Raw genomic sequence first — 15951 nt, forward strand, 5'->3', positions numbered from 1 at the left:
AAAACCCCCAACGGTGAGGAATGCGCGATGAACCGGACACTTCGCAGACTCGCTTCCGCTTCCGTCACGGCCGCCGCCCTGTGCGCCGCGGCGCTGTCCACCGCCGCGCCCGCGTCGGCCTACGCCAAGGACGGCTACCTGGAGGTGGAGGAGTTCGGCCTGTACTACAGCACGGGAGGCACCGGCTGTGTATTCGACCTCTCCGGCTCGGACAACAATTTCACCGACAACAAATTCCGCGGACCTTCCGGCTGCTACGGATACGGCACGACTGCCAACGACAATACGGAGTCCTACCGGAACCGCGACGTGGTGACCTGGCAGGTGTGGACGGACGTGTACTACGACGGGAGCCTCGGCTACATCCCGAAGGGATACGGCGGCGACGCGTCCCTCACTTTCAAGAACAAGATCAGCTCCTCGAACTACTCCTTCTCGTGAGGAGGTTCTTCGCCGCCGCCCTCGCCGCCCTCGCGGCCGTCGCACTGACCGGCTGCTCGCATTCCGGCGACGGCGGGGAAAGGGCCGTCCCGGAGCCGGAACTCGGCACCGTGGCCGTCAACCCCGCCACGGCCTCCATCGCCCTCCCCCTGGACGCGTACCAGGACAGCGCGGAGGAGAACCGCCGGATGGACGCGGTCCAGGACCGGCTCATCGTGCGCTGCATGGCCCGGTTCGGGTTCACGTACCAGCCGCCCGTCGCCACGCGCGCGCCCACCGCGGGCGGAGCGGCGGACCGGCACCAGTACCTCTTCGGGCTGGCCGACCCCCGGTACGCGGCCGCCCACGGGTACGACAAGGACGCGGGCCGCCCCGAGCCGCCCAAGCCCCGCGCGCCCCGCCTCAGCGACAGCGCCCACACGGTGATGTACGGCGAACGGCCGGGCGCGCGGGGGCAGGCGGGACCGGACCCGCGGACCCAGGAGGAGGCCGAGCGGGCCGACAGCGGCCTCGCGGTCGGCGGGCAGCGCGTGCCGCCGGGCGGCTGCCAGCGGGAGAGCTACCGCAGGCTCTACGCCCCCGCGAAGGACAGCGTCGACCTGCTGTACGCCTTCGGGCTGACCTCGGAGGCGCACACCCGCGCCCAGCAGGACTCGCGGGTGCGGGCGGTACTGGCGAAGTGGTCGGCCTGCATGGGCAGGGCGGGTTATCCGGGCATCGGGAGCCCGTACGAGGTCGTGCAGGAGCTGGGGCTCGCCGCGGACCGGGGCGGTCCCCGGGCGGTGCGCGCCGCGGTGGCGGACGTGGCCTGCAAGCGCGAGGTGAACCTGGTGGGCGTCTGGGCCGCGGCCGAGGCGGCGTACCAGCGGCGGCTGGTCGAGGAGCACGCCGAGACGCTCGCGCTCTACAAGCGGCAGCGGGAGGAGCGCTTCAGGCTGGCGGCCACGCTGTCCTGACGGGCCGAGGCAGGACACGAGCCGGCGGCCGCGCACCCGGCCGCCGGGGCAGGACGAAGGGCCGGTACTCCACCCCCGAGCGGGGGAGTACCGGCCCTTCGCCGTGCCGTGGGCGCGTGCGTCAGAGGACGCGCACCGCGCCGGACGGGCGGTCCCAGTCGAGCGACCGCTCGACGACGCCCGTGCTGGGGTTCTGCGCGCCGACGAACTTGCCGCCGCCGACGTAGATGGCCACGTGGTACGCGCTGCCCGCGCCGCCCCAGTAGACGATGTCGCCGGCCTGGAGGTTGCTCAGCGAGACCTGGGTGCCGTACGTGGACTGCGACTGCGAGGTGCGCGGCAGGGTGATGCCGGCCTGCCGGTACGCGGCCTGGACCAGGCCGGAGCAGTCGTACGCGGAGGAGCCGGTGGCGCCCATGACGTAGGCCTTGCCGACCTGGGCCAGGGCGAAGTTCACGATCGCGGCGGCCGAACCGGTCGCGGTGGAGCGCTTGGCGGTGCCGGAGGCCTTCGCCGCGCCGCCCTCGTCCGAGGAGCCCGACAGGGTGGTGCGCGTGGCGGTGCGGGAGGCGCGCTCGGCGGCGGCGCGGCGCTCGGCCTCCTGCTCGGCCTTCTTCTCTGCCTCGGCCTCCGCGCGCGCCTCGGCCTTGGCCTTCTTGGCGGTGGCGGCGGCGCTCTTCTCGGCGGCGAGCTCCTGGGCGTTCAGCTCGCTGTCGAGGGCGGCCGCGCGGGTGGCGTCGGCGGACTTGGTGACCGCGGAGGAGACGTCGGCGGCCAGGTCCAGGTTGAGGACCGGCATTTCCAGGGTCTCGGTCACGGGCTCGGCCTGGGACGCCGCGCTCGCGGATCCGGCCATCGCCAGGGTGCTGAGGACGCCACCGGCAACTCCGGCGCGGACCGCGAGCTTCGAGGCGCTGCGGCGGGGCTTCCGGTGGCTGGGTATGTGAGCGGTGATGGACATGAAGACAACCGCTATCAGCCGTTCGCGGTTCCCTTCAAGAAACGTGGTCTCCGCCACAGTTGAGAGCGAAACGTGCGAATCGGGCGCGCCGCGCGGCTTATTGACGCCGTAACGGACGAATCGGACGCCCCCTCACAAGCCTGTGATCAAGGGTTTTCAGCAATACGCCCCAATTGCCCCGACGCCTACCATCACCCCGGACGGATGGCCAAGCCCCCTTTCGCTGGCGCGAATCGGGCGTGGCGCAGGTCACAGGAACATCACGCCCGGGGCTCGTGAACGGATGCACGTGTCCACTCGCGTACGCGACCCTTCCCCCGACCGAGGGAAGCGGATTCCTATATCACCCGAGCCCCGGGGCCGCCAATTTGCTTGCAGTGGCCACCATTTGATAGTGCGACCAGGCTCCTACCTGCGGTAACGACCTCGGATGTCACCTTTGGTGATCACTTCGGTGCTTCACGTATGAAGATCACCGCTCATCCGACTTCATGATCGTTCGTCAGGTGGTGGAGATCACAAACTCGGTCTCGTACCCCGTGTCGCAGATCACAGAGGAGCAGGCATAGGATGCGGGGCAGTCCGGCTTGTGAACTGCCTCACATGTACGCGATCTTCGCGAGGCGGGACTCGCCCAGCACCGCTGGGAGGGCTCTCCGGCCGGCGTGCGGTCCAACGGTCAAGGACGACTGGAAGGAGCGAGGAGCGTGAATGCCTACGCGCCCATCCTCGTGCTCGGCGCCCTCGGGGCAGGGTTTGCGATCTTCTCCGTGGTCATGGCCACGCTAATCGGCCCCAAGCGGTACAACCGGGCGAAGCTGGAAGCGTACGAGTGCGGCATCGAGCCCACCCCCACGCCGGCGGGCGGCGGCCGCTTCCCCATCAAGTACTACCTGACGGCGATGCTCTTCATCGTCTTCGACATCGAGATCGTCTTCCTCTACCCCTGGGCGGTCACCTTCGACGCCCTGGGGATCTTCGGGCTCGTGGAGATGCTGCTCTTCGTGCTCACCGTCTTCGTCGCCTACGCCTACGTGTGGCGGCGCGGCGGCCTGGAATGGGACTGAGGGGCACACACATGGGACTCGAAGAGAAGCTGCCGAGCGGCTTCCTGCTGACCACCGTCGAGCAGGCCGCCGGCTGGGTGCGCAAGGCCTCCGTCTTCCCGGCGACCTTCGGCCTGGCCTGCTGCGCCATCGAGATGATGACCACGGGCGCGGGCCGCTACGACCTCGCCCGCTTCGGCATGGAGGTCTTCCGCGGCTCCCCGCGCCAGGCCGACCTGATGATCGTGGCCGGCCGGGTGAGCCAGAAGATGGCGCCGGTGCTGCGCCAGGTCTACGACCAGATGCCGGCCCCGAAGTGGGTCATCTCCATGGGCGTCTGCGCCTCGTCCGGCGGCATGTTCAACAACTACGCGATCGTCCAGGGCGTCGACCACATCGTCCCGGTCGACATCTACCTGCCCGGCTGCCCGCCCCGGCCCGAGATGCTGATGGACGCCATCCTCAAGCTCCACCAGAAGATCCAGACTTCCAAGCTCGGTGTGAACCGAGAGGAAGCGGCCCGCGAGGCGGAGGAGGCGGCCCTCAAGGCGCTCCCCACCATCGAGATGAAGGGGCTGCTCCGGTGAGCGAGACCCGCGAACCCAATCCCGACAAGGACATCTCCGCGCAGAACCTGCCCGGCCAGCGCGGCGACCACGGCGAGGAGATCCGCGTCCAGCACGGGATGTTCGGCGCCCGCAACGGCGGCGACACCACCGGCTACGGCGGGCTCGTGCGCTCCGTACGGCTGCCCGGCCCGGCCACCCGCCCGTACGGCGGCTGGTTCGACGAGGTCGCCGACGAACTGGAGGGCGCCCTGGAGGAGCAGGACCTGCTCCCGGACAACGCCATCGAGAAGACCGTCGTGGACCGCGGCGAGCTGACCTTCCACATCGCGCGCGAGCACCTCGTCCAGGTGGCCCGCACCCTGCGCGACGACCCCGCCCTGCGCTTCGAGCTGTGTACGGGCGTCTCCGGCGTCCACTACCCGCACGACAAGGGACGCGAGCTGCACGCCGTCTACCACCTGCGCTCGCTCACCCACGGCCGGCTGCTCCGGCTGGAGGTCTCGGCCCCCGACGCCGACCCGCACGTCCCCTCGCTCGTCGCGGTCTACCCGACCAACGACTGGCACGAGCGCGAGGCCTACGACTTCTTCGGGCTCGTCTTCGACGGCCACCCGGCCCTCACCCGGATCATGATGCCGGACGACTGGCAGGGCTTCCCGCAGCGCAAGGACTACCCCCTCGGCGGCATCGCCGTCGAGTACAAGGGCGCCCAGATCCCGGCTCCGGACCAGCGGAGGTCGTACAGCTGATGTCTACCGCCAACCACTCCGCGTCCCGCGAGACCACCGAGGGCACCGTCTACACGGTCACCGGCGGGGACTGGGACGAGATCGTCCAGTCCGCGGCCAGGGCCGACGACGAGCGCATCGTCGTCAACATGGGACCGCAGCACCCCTCCACTCACGGCGTGCTCCGCCTGATCCTGGAGATCGAGGGCGAGACCGTCACCGAGGCCCGCTGCGGAATCGGTTACCTGCACACCGGCATCGAGAAGAACCTCGAATTCCGGAACTGGACGCAGGGCACCACGTTCGTGACGCGCATGGACTACCTGACGCCGTTCTTCAACGAGACGGCGTACTGCCTCGGTGTCGAAAAGCTCCTCGGCATCACCGAGCAGGTCCCGGACCGCGCCTCCGTCATCCGCGTCCTGCTGATGGAGCTCAACCGGATCTCCTCCCACCTGGTGTGCATCGCCACCGGCGGCATGGAGCTCGGCGCCACGACGATCATGATCTACGGCTTCCGGGACCGCGAGCTGATCCTCGACATCTTCGAGCTGATCACCGGCCTGCGCATGAACCACGCGTTCGTCCGCCCCGGCGGCCTCGCCCAGGACCTGCCCCCGGGCGCCGTCGACCAGCTCCGCGACTTCGTGAAGACCTTCAAGAAGAACCTGCCGGAGTACGACAAGCTCGCCACCGGCAACCCGATCTTCAAGGCCCGCATGCAGGACGTCGGCTACCTCGACCTGGCCGGCTGCATGGCGCTCGGCGCCACCGGCCCGATCCTGCGCTCCGCCGGCCTGCCGCACGACCTGCGCAAGACCGACCCCTACTGCGGCTACGAGAACTACGAGTTCGACGTGCCGACCACCGAGACCTGCGACTCCTACGGGCGGTTCCTGGTCCGGCTGGAGGAGATGCGCCAGTCCCTGCGCATCGTCGAGCAGTGCCTCGACCGCCTGGAGCCCGGCCCGGTCATGGTCGCCGACAAGAAGATCGCCTGGCCGGCGCAGCTCGCCATGGGCCCCGACGGCCTCGGCAACTCGCTCGACCACATCAAGAACATCATGGGCACCTCCATGGAGGCCCTCATCCACCACTTCAAGCTGGTGACCGAGGGCTTCCGGGTCCCGCCCGGCCAGGCCTACGCCGCCGTCGAGTCCCCCAAGGGCGAGCTCGGCGTACACGTGGTCTCCGACGGCGGCACCCGCCCCTACCGGGTCCACTTCCGCGACCCGTCCTTCACCAACCTGCAGGCCATGGCAGCGATGTGCGAGGGCGGCCAGGTCGCCGACGTCATCGTCGCCGTCGCCTCCATCGACCCCGTGATGGGAGGCGTCGACCGATGACAGACGTTTCGCTCGGCATGCCGCAGCTCCCGGCACCCGACTACCCCGCCGAGGTGCGCGCCCGGCTGGAGGCGGACGCCCGGGAGGTCATCGCCCGCTACCCCGGCAGCCGCTCCGCGCTGCTGCCGCTGCTGCACCTGGTGCAGTCGGAGGAGGGCCACGTCACGCGCACCGGCATCCGGTTCTGCGCCGAGGTGCTGGGCCTGACCACCGCCGAGGTCACCGCGGTCGCCACCTTCTACACGATGTACCGGCGCAAGCCCTCGGGCGAGTACCAGGTCGGCGTCTGCACCAACACCCTGTGCGCGGTCATGGGCGGCGACGCGATCTTCGACGAGCTCAAGAGCCACCTCGGCGTCGGCAACAACGAGACCACCGAGGACGGCAAGGTCACGCTGGAGCACATCGAGTGCAACGCGGCCTGCGACTTCGCGCCCGTCGTGATGGTCAACTGGGAGTTCTTCGACAACCAGACCCCCGAGTCCGCCAAGGCCCTGGTCGACGACCTGCGCGCCGGGCGCCCCGTCGAGCCGACCCGGGGCGCGCCGCTCTGCACGTACAAGGAGACCGCCCGGATCCTGGCCGGGTTCCCCGACGAGCGCGAGGGCGCGGTCGAGGCGAGCGGCGGCGCCGGCCCCGCCTCCCTGGTCGGCCTGCGGATCGCCCGCGGCGAGACCCCGCACACGCCGATCGTCCACCCGCGCGGCGAGACCACGACCGAGGGAGGGGAGTGATGACCGTGTCCACCCAGGGAAGCCAGGGCGACACCTCCCAGCCGGAGGCCGGGGGCGGGACCAGCCCGGACAAGCTGCTCGCCCCGGTGCTCTCCGCCTTCTGGGACGACCCCCGCTCCTGGACGCTGGAGACCTACCGGCGGCACGACGGGTACGAGGGGCTGCGCAAGGCCCTCGCGATGTCGCCCGACGACCTCATCGCGTACGTCAAGGACTCCGGTCTGCGCGGCCGCGGCGGCGCCGGCTTCCCCACCGGCATGAAGTGGCAGTTCATCCCGCAGGGCGACGGCAAGCCGCACTACCTGGTGGTGAACGCGGACGAGTCCGAGCCGGGCACCTGCAAGGACATCCCGCTGCTCTTCGCCAACCCGCACTCGCTCATCGAGGGCATCGTGATCGCCTGCTACGCGATCCGCTCCGAGCACGCCTTCATCTACCTGCGCGGCGAGGTCGTCCCCGTCCTGCGCCGGCTGCACGAGGCGGTCCGCGAGGCCTACGAGGCCGGCTACCTGGGCGAGAACGTCCTCGGCAGCGGCCTGAACCTCGAACTCACGGTGCACGCGGGCGCCGGCGCGTACATCTGCGGCGAGGAGACCGCGCTGCTCGACTCGCTCGAAGGGCGTCGCGGCCAGCCCAGGCTGCGTCCTCCCTTCCCCGCGGTCGAGGGCCTCTACGCCTGCCCCACCGTGGTGAACAACGTCGAGTCCATCGCCTCGGTTCCCGCGATCCTGAACCGCGGCAAGGACTGGTTCAAGTCGATGGGCACCGAGAAGTCCCCCGGCTTCACGCTGTACTCGCTCAGCGGGCACGTGGCCAACCCGGGCCAGTTCGAGGCGCCCCTCGGCATCACCCTGCGCCAGCTGCTCGACATGAGCGGCGGCATGCGGCCCGGCCACCGGCTGAAGTTCTGGACGCCGGGCGGCTCCTCCACCCCGATGTTCACGGACGAGCACCTCGACGTCCCGCTCGACTACGAGGGCGTGGGCGCCGCCGGCTCGATGCTCGGCACCAAGGCCCTCCAGTGCTTCGACGAGACCACCTGCGTGGTGCGGGCCGTCACCCGGTGGACCGAGTTCTACGCCCACGAGTCCTGCGGCAAGTGCACGCCCTGCCGCGAAGGCACGTACTGGCTGGTGCAGCTGCTCCGCGACATCGAGGCCGGCAAGGGCGTGATGTCCGACCTCGACAAGCTGAACGACATCGCCGACAACATCAACGGCAAGTCCTTCTGCGCGCTGGGCGATGGCGCCGCCAGCCCCATCTTCTCCTCGCTCAAGTACTTCCGCGCGGAGTACGAGCAGCACATCACGGGCAAGGGCTGCCCCTTCGACCCGGCGAAGTCGACCCTCTGGGCCGACACGGAGGTGACCGCATGACCGTGACCAGCAACGCCCCGGCCGGCGGCGGACCGGCGGTGCCCCCCGAGGACCTGGTGTCGCTGACCATCGACGGCGTCCGGCTGTCGGTCCCCAAGGGCACCCTCGTGATCCGCGCCGCCGAGCAGATCGGCGTCGAGATCCCGCGGTTCTGCGACCACCCGCTGCTCGACCCGGCCGGCGCCTGCCGCCAGTGCATCGTGGAGGTGGAGGGCCAGCGCAAGCCCATGGCCTCCTGCACCATCACCTGCACCGACGGCATGGTCGTGAAGACCCAGCTCACCTCGCCCGTGGCCGACAAGGCGCAGCGCGGCGTGATGGAGCTGCTGCTGATCAACCACCCGCTGGACTGCCCGGTCTGCGACAAGGGCGGCGAGTGCCCCCTGCAGAACCAGGCGATGTCCCACGGCAACGCCGAGTCGCGCTTCGAGGGCCGGAAGCGGACCTACGAGAAGCCGGTGCCGATCTCCACGCAGGTGCTGCTCGACCGCGAGCGGTGCGTGCTGTGCGCGCGGTGCACCCGGTTCTCGAACCAGGTGGCCGGCGACCCGATGATCGAGCTGGTCGAGCGCGGTGCGCTCCAGCAGGTCGGCACGGGCGAGGGCGACCCGTTCGAGTCGTACTTCTCCGGCAACACCATCCAGATCTGCCCGGTGGGCGCGCTGACCTCGGCCGCGTACCGGTTCCGCTCCCGCCCCTTCGACCTGGTCTCCTCGCCGAGCGTCTGCGAGCACTGCGCCGGCGGCTGCGCCACCCGCACCGACCACCGGCGCGGCAAGGTCCTGCGCCGGCTGGCCGCCGAGGACCCGGAGGTCAACGAGGAGTGGGTGTGCGACAAGGGGCGGTTCGGCTTCCGGTACGCGCAGCGTCCGGACCGGCTGACCACGCCCCTGGTGCGCGACGACGCGGGCGTGCTGCGCGAGGCGAGCTGGCCCGAGGCGCTGGAGGCCGCGGCGCGCGGGCTGGCGGCCGCGCGGGGCCGGGCCGGTGTGCTGACCGGCGGGCGGCTGACGGTCGAGGACTCCTACGCGTACGCCAAGTTCGCGCGGGTCGTGCTCGACACCAACGACATCGACTTCCGGGCGCGCGTGCACTCGGCGGAGGAGGCGGACTTCCTGGCCGCCACCGTCGCGGGCCGCGGCCGGGACCTGTCCGGCACGGGGGTCACGTACACCGCGCTGGAGCAGGCACCGGCGGTGCTGCTGGTGGGCATCGAGTCCGAGGAGGAGGCGCCGGGAGTCTTCCTGCGGCTGCGCAAGGCCTGGCGCAAGCGCAAGCAGCGGACCTTCGCGCTGGCGCCGTTCGCGACCCGCGGCCTGGCCAAGGCGGGCGGCACGCTGCTGCCGGCCGCGCCGGGCACCGAGCCGGAGTGGCTGGCCGCGCTGGCCTCCCGTACCGGCCTGGAGGAGGACGGCGGCGCGGCGGCCGAGGCGCTGCGCGCGGCGGGCTCGGTGATCGTGGTCGGCGAGCGGCTCGCGGCCGTGCCCGGCGGGCTGACCGCCGCGGTACGGGCGGCCGCCGCGACCGGTGCCGAGCTGGTGTGGATCCCGCGCCGGGCCGGCGAGCGGGGCGCGGTCGAGGCCGGCGCCCTGCCGTCGCTGCTGCCGGGCGCGCGGCCCGCGACCGACCCGCGGGCGCGCGACGAGGTCGCGGCGGTCTGGGGTCTGGAGGAGCTGCCGCACCGGTACGGCCGGGACACCGGCCAGATCCTGGAGGCGGCCGCCACCGGTGAGCTGGGCGCGCTGCTGGTCGCGGGCGTCGAGGTGGCGGACCTGCCGGACCCGGCGCGGGCCCGGGAGGCGCTGGCCGAGGCGTTCGTGGTCTCGCTGGAGCTGCGGCCGAGCGAGGTGACCGAGCGGGCCGACGTGGTCTTCCCGGTGGCCGCGGTGGCCGAGAAGGCGGGCGCCTTCCTCAACTGGGAGGGCAGGCTGCGGCCGTTCGAGGCCGCGCTGAAGCCGGACCAGATGACCCGCCGGCTGGCTCCGGGCGACGCCCGGGTGCTGCACATGCTGGCCGACGAGGCCGGGTACGGGCTCGGGCTGGCCGACGTGACCGCGGCCCGCCGGGAGCTGAGCCGGCTCGGCACCTGGTCCGGCGAGCGGGCGGCCGAGCAGTCCACGGACCCCAGGCCGCTGCCGCGTCCGGCAGCCGGCGAGGCGGTCCTGGCGGGCCACCGGCTGCTGCTCGACCTCGGCCGGCTCCAGGAGGGCGACGAGGCGCTGGCCGGCACCCGGCACGCGGCGAACGCCCGCCTCTCGGCGGCCACGGCGGCCGAGACCGGTGTGAAGGACGGCGACCTGCTGTCCGTCACCGGCCCGGCCGGGACCGTCGAACTGCCCCTGCTGGTCACCGAGATGCCGGACCGCGTGGTCTGGCTCCCGCTGAACTCGGCCGGCCGCGGAGTCCTCTCGGACGCCGGTGCCGCGCCGGGCGACCTGGTCCGCATCGGCCCGTCGCTTCCGGCGGCCGAGGTCAGCGACACGACGCCGGAGGTCCGAGCGTGAACGCTTCCGCTCCGTCGCCCGCAAGGGCCCGCAGCACCTCCGCCCCGTCGGCCGGCACGTTCTCCGCCGTCCCCCTCGGAGCCCGGGGCCGGTGGCCCCGGGAGTCCCGTAACCACGTCCTCCGGCCGGGCACGGTCCCGGCCCCCGCACGGGAGGTGCGAGCGTGACACACCTCGCCCAGTTCGCGGCGCAGCCGCACGTCCTCGCGGCCGAGGACCTCTCCCTCTTCGGCACCGACCCCTGGTGGCTGGTCGCCCTCAAGGCGGTGTTCTGCTTCGCCTTCCTGATGGTGACCGTGCTCTTCTCCATCGTGTGGGAGCGCAAGGTCGTCGCCTGGATGCAGCTGCGCATCGGCCCCAACCGGCACGGCCCCTGGGGCCTGCTCCAGTCGCTCGCCGACGGCGTCAAGCTGATGCTGAAGGAAGACGTCATCGTCAAGCGGGCCGACAAGGTGGTCTACGTCCTGGCCCCGATCATCGCGGCGATCCCGGCCTTCATGGCCATCGCGGTGATCCCCTTCGGCCCGGCCGGCAACGAGGTCTCCATCTTCGGCCAGCGCACCACGATGCAGCTGACCGACCTGCCGATCGCGATGCTGTACGTCCTCGCGGTGGCCTCGGTCGGCATCTACGGCATCGTGCTGGCCGGCTGGTCCTCCGGGTCGACGTACCCGCTGCTGGGCGGTCTCCGCTCGTGCGCGCAGATGATCTCGTACGAGATCGCGATGGGCGCGGCCTTCGCCTCGGTCTTCCTGTACTCGGGGTCGATGTCGACCTCGGCGATCGTCGAGGCGCAGGCGGACCGCTGGTACATCGTGCTGCTGCCGGTGTCCTTCATCATCTACGTCGTCACGATGGTCGGCGAGACGAACCGCGCCCCCTTCGACATGCCGGAGTCCGAGGGCGACCTGGTCGGCGGCTTCAACACCGAGTACAGCTCGATCAAGTTCGCCCTGTTCATGCTGGCCGAGTACGTCAACATGGTCACCGTCTCGGCGGTGTCGGTCACCCTGTTCCTGGGCGGCTGGCGGGCCCCTTACCCGATCAGCTCCTTCTGGGAGGGCGCCAACCACGGCTGGTGGCCGCTGCTCTGGTTCGTGATCAAGGTCCAGCTGCTGCTGTTCTTCTTCATCTGGCTCCGCGGCACGCTGCCCCGCGTCCGCTACGACCAGCTGATGAAGCTCGGCTGGAAGGTGCTGATCCCGGTCTCGGTGGTCTGGCTGATGCTGGTCGCCAGCGTGCGGGCGCTGCGCAACGAGAACTACGACTTCGGCGACATCGTGCTGTACGTCGGCAGCGGGGTGGTGGCGATCCTCCTGCTGTCCTTCGTCGCCGACCTCTTCCGCGACCGCAAGGCGAAGTCCGGTGCCGCCGCGGCCGGGAAGGCCGCGGCGGAGGAGCCCTTCGACGCGATGGCGGGCGGGTTCCCCGTACCGCCCAAGCCGGGGCAGACGCTTCCGCCGGTACCGCGCCGCCGCCCCCGGCACGAGCGCGAGCTGATCGTCAGCGGCGGATCCAACTCCGACAGTGACCGAGAGGAGGGTGCTGAGAATGCCTGAATCCGAGGAGAAGTGGCAGAACCCGGTGGCCGGCTTCGGCGTGACCTTCAAGGCCATGTTCAAGAAGCGGCTCACCGAGCAGTACCCGGAGCAGCAGAAGACCACCGCTCCGCGCTTCCACGGGCGGCACCAGCTCAACCGCCACCCGGACGGTCTGGAGAAGTGCATCGGGTGCGAGCTGTGCGCCTGGGCCTGTCCCGCCGACGCGATCTACGTGGAGGGCGCGGACAACACGGAGGAGGAGCGCTACTCCCCGGGTGAGCGGTACGGCCGCGTCTACCAGATCAACTACGCCCGCTGCATCCTGTGCGGGCTGTGCGTCGAGGCGTGCCCCACCCGGGCGCTGACCATGACGAACGAGTTCGAACTGGCCGACGCGAGCCGCGAGTCGCTCATCTACACCAAGGAGCAGCTGCTCGCCGGGCTGACCGAGAACATGGTCGAGGCCCCGCACGCGATGTACCCGGGCACGGACGAGCAGGACTACTACCGCGGTCTGGTCACGGGCGCGGCTCCGGGTACGGAGCGCCAGCCGGCCGTGTCGAAGGGGGAGGGCCCGCAGGAGGCCGCCTCCGACTTCGGGCCCTCGGAGCCCGCCTCGGAGAAGGTGGTCGGCCGATGAGCGCCACCGCCGCCGCCGGGCTCACGATGGCCGCCGAGTCGCTGACGTCGACCGGCGAGGCCGTGCAGTTCTGGGTGCTGGGCACCGTCGCGGTGATCGGTGCGCTGGCCACCGTACTGATGAAGAAGGCCGTGCACAGCGCGCTGTCGCTGGCCGGGACGATGATCATCCTGGCGGTGTTCTACCTGGCCAACGGCGCGTACTTCCTGGGCGTCGTGCAGGTCATCGTCTACACCGGCGCGATCATGATGCTCTTCCTCTTCGTGGTCATGCTCGTCGGCGTCACGGCGGCGGACTCGCTGAAGGAGACGCTCAAGGGGCAGCGCTGGCTCGCCGCCGCCTGCGGGCTCGGCTTCGGCATCCTGCTGATCGCGGGCATCGGGAACGCCTCGCTGAAGTCCTTCAACGGTCTCGGCCGGGTCAACTCCGGCGGGCACGTGGAGGCCCTCGCGGAGCTGATCTTCACCAAGTACGTCTTCGCCTTCGAGATCACCGGCGCGCTGCTGATCACGGCGGCCGTCGGCGCGATGGTCCTCACCCACCGGGAGCGCACCGAGCGGGCCGCCACCCAGCGCGAGCTGGCCGAGCGCCGCGTACGCGAGGGCACGCAGGTCCCGCCGCTGCCGGCGCCCGGCGTGTACGCCCGGCACAACGCGGTGGACATCGCCGGTCTGCTGCCGGACGGCACCCCGTCCGAACTGACCGTCAGCCAGACCCTGCGCGCCCGCGGCCAGATCCGGGACGTCTCCACGGAGGCCCTGGAGGACCTGAAGGCGCTGGAGCAGCGGTCGGCCGACCGGCTGGGCCGGGAGTCCGGCATCGCGCCCGGCCCCCGGTCGGGCCGTGAGGAGGCGTCCAAGTGAACCCCGTCAACTACCTCTACCTCGCCGCCCTGCTCTTCACCATCGGCGCGGCCGGGGTGCTGATCCGGCGGAACGCGATCGTGCTGTTCATGTGCGTGGAGCTGATGCTCAACGCCTGCAACCTCGCGTTCGTCGCCTTCTCGCGGATGCACGGCAACCTCGACGGCCAGATCATCGCGTTCTTCACGATGGTCGTCGCCGCCGCGGAGGTCGTGGTCGGCCTGGCGATCATCGTGTCGCTCTTCCGTACCCGCCACTCGGCCTCGGTCGACGACGCCAGCCTGATGAAGCTGTAAGGGGTCGCTGTGGAGAACCTGATTGCGCTGCTCGTCGCGGCGCCCCTGCTCGGAGCGGCGGTGCTGCTCTGCGGCGGCCGGCGCCTCGACCGGACCGGCCACTGGCTGGGCACCCTGCTGGCGGGCGTGTCCTTCGTCGTCGGCGCGGTGCTGTTCGCGGACATGCTGGGCCGGGAGGCGGACGACCGCACCCTGACCCAGTTCCTGTACCGCTGGATCCCCGTCGAGGGCTTCCAGGCGGACGTCGCCTTCCAGCTCGACCAGCTGTCGATGACCTTCGTCCTGCTGATCAGCGGGGTCGGCACGCTCATCCACGTCTACTCCATCGGCTACATGGAGCACGACGAGCGCCGCCGCCGCTTCTTCGGCTACCTCAACCTCTTCCTGGCGGCGATGCTCCTGCTGGTGCTCGCCGACAACTACCTGCTGCTGTACGTCGGGTGGGAGGGCGTCGGCCTCGCCTCGTACCTGCTCATCGGCTTCTGGCAGCACAAGCCCAGCGCGGCGACCGCCGCCAAGAAGGCCTTCCTGGTCAACCGGGTCGGCGACATGGGCCTGTCCATCGCCATCATGGTCATGTTCACCACCTTCGGCACCTTCGCCTTCAAGCCGGTGCTCGGCTCGGTGGGCGAGACGAGCGAGGGCACGCTGACGGCCATCGGCCTGATGCTGCTGCTGGCGGCCTGCGGCAAGTCCGCCCAGGTCCCGCTGCAGTCCTGGCTCGGCGACGCGATGGAGGGCCCGACCCCGGTCTCCGCCCTCATCCACGCCGCGACCATGGTGACCGCGGGCGTCTACCTCATCGTCCGCTCGGGCGCGATCTTCAACGGCGCGCCCGACGCGCAGCTGGTCACCGCCGTGGTCGGCGCGGTCACGCTGCTCTTCGGTGCGGTCGTCGGTTGCGCGAAGGACGACATCAAGAAGGCCCTGGCCGGCTCGACCATGTCGCAGATCGGCTACATGGTGCTGGCCGCGGGCCTGGGTCCCGTCGGCTACGCCTTCGCGATCATGCACCTGGTGACGCACGGCTTCTTCAAGGCCGGTCTCTTCCTCGGCGCCGGTTCCGTGATGCACGGGATGAACGACGAGGTCGACATGCGCAAGTACGGCGCCCTGCGGAAGTACATGCCGGTCACCTTCGTCACCTTCGGCCTCGGCTACCTCGCGATCATCGGCTTCCCCGGCCTGTCCGGCTTCTTCTCCAAGGACGGGATCATCGAGGCCGCCTTCGCCAAGGGCGGCACCGAGGGCTGGATCCTCGGCGGGGTCGCCCTGCTGGGCGCCGGAATCACCGCGTTCTACATGACCCGCGTGATGCTGCTGACCTTCTTCGGCGAGAAGCGCTGGCAGCCGGCGCCCGACGCGGACGCCGTGCCGAGCGCGGAGCCGGCCGCCGAGCACCACGCCGGCGAGCTGCCCCACCCGCACGAGTCGCCCAGGTCCATGACGCTCCCGATGATCGTGCTGGCCTTCGGGTCGGTCTTCGCCGGCGCCTTCTTCGCGGTCGGCGACCGGTTCGTGAACTGGCTGGAGCCCGTCACCGGGCACGAGCACGGACACCCGCCGGTCAGCGCCCTGACGGTGAGCCTGGCCGCGACGGCGATGCTCGTCGTCGGCGTGGCGATCGCCTGGGCCATGTACGGCCGCAAGCCCGTCCCGGTGACCGCCCCGCGCGGCTCGCTGCTGACCCGCGCCGCCCGCCGCGACCTCTTCCAGGACGACTTCAACCACGTGGTCCTGGTCCGCGGCGGCGAGCACCTCACCCGCTCGCTGGTGTACGTCGACCACAGCCTGGTCGACGGGGTCGTCAACGGTACGGCCGCCTCGGTCGGCGGTCTCTCGGGCCGGCTGCGCAGGCTCCAGAACGGCTACGCCCGCTCCTACGCGGTCTCGATGTTCGGGGGGACGGCGGTACTCATCGCCGCGACCCTGCTGATGAGGGCGGTGTGAA

At 70.9% G+C, this 15951-nt stretch carries 15 protein-coding genes; 14 read left to right on the forward strand and 1 reads right to left on the reverse strand.

Going from position 1 to position 15951, the window contains the following annotated elements; translation table 11 throughout:
* The first annotated feature begins 27 nt into the window (after positions 1 to 27).
* Positions 28 to 441, forward strand: coding sequence for a peptidase inhibitor family I36 protein (locus ACIF6F_RS14115; protein WP_399945838.1), 414 nt, complete (start codon positions 28 to 30; stop codon positions 439 to 441).
* Positions 438 to 1397 carry a hypothetical protein gene (locus ACIF6F_RS14120; protein ID WP_399945841.1) on the forward strand — a complete coding sequence of 320 codons (960 nt, stop codon included), beginning with the start codon at positions 438 to 440 and terminating at the stop codon, positions 1395 to 1397. Before ACIF6F_RS14115 ends, ACIF6F_RS14120 begins: the two co-directional genes overlap by 4 nt.
* A gap of 121 nt (positions 1398 to 1518) precedes the next feature.
* Here ACIF6F_RS14120 and ACIF6F_RS14125 read toward each other — a convergent pair whose 3' ends face one another.
* Positions 1519 to 2358: a C40 family peptidase gene (locus tag ACIF6F_RS14125; RefSeq protein ID WP_399945844.1), complete on the reverse strand. Its 840-nt coding sequence runs from the start codon at positions 2356 to 2358 to the stop codon at positions 1519 to 1521.
* Positions 2359 to 3065: 707 nt separating this feature from the next.
* Here ACIF6F_RS14125 and ACIF6F_RS14130 point away from each other — a divergent pair.
* The 12 genes from ACIF6F_RS14130 to nuoL all read left to right on the forward strand — a co-directional run bounded on the left by ACIF6F_RS14130 (position 3066) and on the right by nuoL (position 15950).
* Complete coding sequence (locus tag ACIF6F_RS14130) at positions 3066 to 3425, forward strand: NADH-quinone oxidoreductase subunit A (RefSeq protein WP_003992243.1); 360 nt, start codon at positions 3066 to 3068, stop codon at positions 3423 to 3425.
* Positions 3426 to 3436: 11 nt separating this feature from the next.
* Entirely contained in the window at positions 3437 to 3991 is a 555-nt protein-coding gene (locus ACIF6F_RS14135; protein WP_365105674.1) for an NADH-quinone oxidoreductase subunit B family protein, read from the forward strand.
* The gene (locus ACIF6F_RS14140; RefSeq protein WP_399945847.1) at positions 3988 to 4722 is read left to right on the forward strand and encodes an NADH-quinone oxidoreductase subunit C; all 735 of its coding nucleotides are present in this window, start codon (positions 3988 to 3990) and stop codon (positions 4720 to 4722) included. Before ACIF6F_RS14135 ends, ACIF6F_RS14140 begins: the two co-directional genes overlap by 4 nt.
* Positions 4722 to 6047 (forward strand): NADH-quinone oxidoreductase subunit D, encoded by a 1326-nt coding sequence (locus ACIF6F_RS14145; RefSeq protein ID WP_399945850.1) that lies wholly within the window; start codon positions 4722 to 4724, stop codon positions 6045 to 6047. Before ACIF6F_RS14140 ends, ACIF6F_RS14145 begins: the two co-directional genes overlap by 1 nt.
* Positions 6044 to 6781 carry an NADH-quinone oxidoreductase subunit NuoE gene (nuoE, locus tag ACIF6F_RS14150; RefSeq protein WP_399945853.1) on the forward strand — a complete coding sequence of 246 codons (738 nt, stop codon included), beginning with the start codon at positions 6044 to 6046 and terminating at the stop codon, positions 6779 to 6781. Before ACIF6F_RS14145 ends, nuoE begins: the two co-directional genes overlap by 4 nt.
* A complete protein-coding gene (nuoF, locus tag ACIF6F_RS14155; protein WP_399945855.1) occupies positions 6781 to 8157 on the forward strand; it encodes an NADH-quinone oxidoreductase subunit NuoF in 1377 nt (458 codons plus the stop codon). The genes nuoE and nuoF overlap by 1 nt, the downstream gene beginning before the upstream one ends.
* Entirely contained in the window at positions 8154 to 10661 is a 2508-nt protein-coding gene (locus ACIF6F_RS14160) for an NADH-quinone oxidoreductase subunit G (protein ID WP_399945858.1), read from the forward strand. The genes nuoF and ACIF6F_RS14160 overlap by 4 nt, the downstream gene beginning before the upstream one ends.
* 163 nt (positions 10662 to 10824) lie before the next feature.
* Positions 10825 to 12219 carry an NADH-quinone oxidoreductase subunit NuoH gene (gene nuoH / locus ACIF6F_RS14165; protein WP_399945860.1) on the forward strand — a complete coding sequence of 465 codons (1395 nt, stop codon included), beginning with the start codon at positions 10825 to 10827 and terminating at the stop codon, positions 12217 to 12219.
* The gene (gene nuoI / locus ACIF6F_RS14170) at positions 12212 to 12841 is read left to right on the forward strand and encodes an NADH-quinone oxidoreductase subunit NuoI (protein WP_399945863.1); all 630 of its coding nucleotides are present in this window, start codon (positions 12212 to 12214) and stop codon (positions 12839 to 12841) included. Before nuoH ends, nuoI begins: the two co-directional genes overlap by 8 nt.
* On the forward strand, positions 12838 to 13704 hold the full coding sequence (locus ACIF6F_RS14175; RefSeq protein ID WP_399945866.1) for an NADH-quinone oxidoreductase subunit J: 867 nt from the start codon (positions 12838 to 12840) through the stop codon (positions 13702 to 13704). The genes nuoI and ACIF6F_RS14175 overlap by 4 nt, the downstream gene beginning before the upstream one ends.
* Positions 13701 to 14000, forward strand: a complete 300-nt coding sequence (gene nuoK / locus ACIF6F_RS14180) for an NADH-quinone oxidoreductase subunit NuoK (RefSeq protein ID WP_045946785.1) — start codon at positions 13701 to 13703, stop codon at positions 13998 to 14000. The genes ACIF6F_RS14175 and nuoK overlap by 4 nt, the downstream gene beginning before the upstream one ends.
* Before the next feature lie 9 nt (positions 14001 to 14009).
* Positions 14010 to 15950: an NADH-quinone oxidoreductase subunit L gene (gene nuoL, locus ACIF6F_RS14185; RefSeq protein ID WP_399945869.1), complete on the forward strand. Its 1941-nt coding sequence runs from the start codon at positions 14010 to 14012 to the stop codon at positions 15948 to 15950.
* The last annotated feature ends 1 nt before the right edge of the window (position 15951 follow it).

This window comes from Streptomyces sp. NPDC086023 (assembly GCF_044540325.1).
In the GTDB taxonomy this organism is placed as follows: domain Bacteria; phylum Actinomycetota; class Actinomycetes; order Streptomycetales; family Streptomycetaceae; genus Streptomyces.

Excerpts from the sequence above, each read along its gene's own strand:
- ACIF6F_RS14115 (WP_399945838.1), top strand. The coding sequence starts at position 28 with ATGAACCGGACACTTCGCAGACTCGCTTCCGCTTCCGTCACGGCCGCC.
- ACIF6F_RS14125 (WP_399945844.1), bottom strand. The coding sequence starts at position 2,358 with ATGTCCATCACCGCTCACATACCCAGCCACCGGAAGCCCCGCCGCAGC.
- ACIF6F_RS14135 (WP_365105674.1), top strand. The coding sequence starts at position 3,437 with ATGGGACTCGAAGAGAAGCTGCCGAGCGGCTTCCTGCTGACCACCGTC.
- ACIF6F_RS14145 (WP_399945850.1), top strand. The coding sequence starts at position 4,722 with ATGTCTACCGCCAACCACTCCGCGTCCCGCGAGACCACCGAGGGCACC.
- nuoE (WP_399945853.1), top strand. The coding sequence starts at position 6,044 with ATGACAGACGTTTCGCTCGGCATGCCGCAGCTCCCGGCACCCGACTAC.
- nuoF (WP_399945855.1), top strand. The coding sequence starts at position 6,781 with ATGACCGTGTCCACCCAGGGAAGCCAGGGCGACACCTCCCAGCCGGAG.
- ACIF6F_RS14160 (WP_399945858.1), top strand. The coding sequence starts at position 8,154 with ATGACCGTGACCAGCAACGCCCCGGCCGGCGGCGGACCGGCGGTGCCC.
- nuoI (WP_399945863.1), top strand. The coding sequence starts at position 12,212 with ATGCCTGAATCCGAGGAGAAGTGGCAGAACCCGGTGGCCGGCTTCGGC.
- ACIF6F_RS14175 (WP_399945866.1), top strand. The coding sequence starts at position 12,838 with ATGAGCGCCACCGCCGCCGCCGGGCTCACGATGGCCGCCGAGTCGCTG.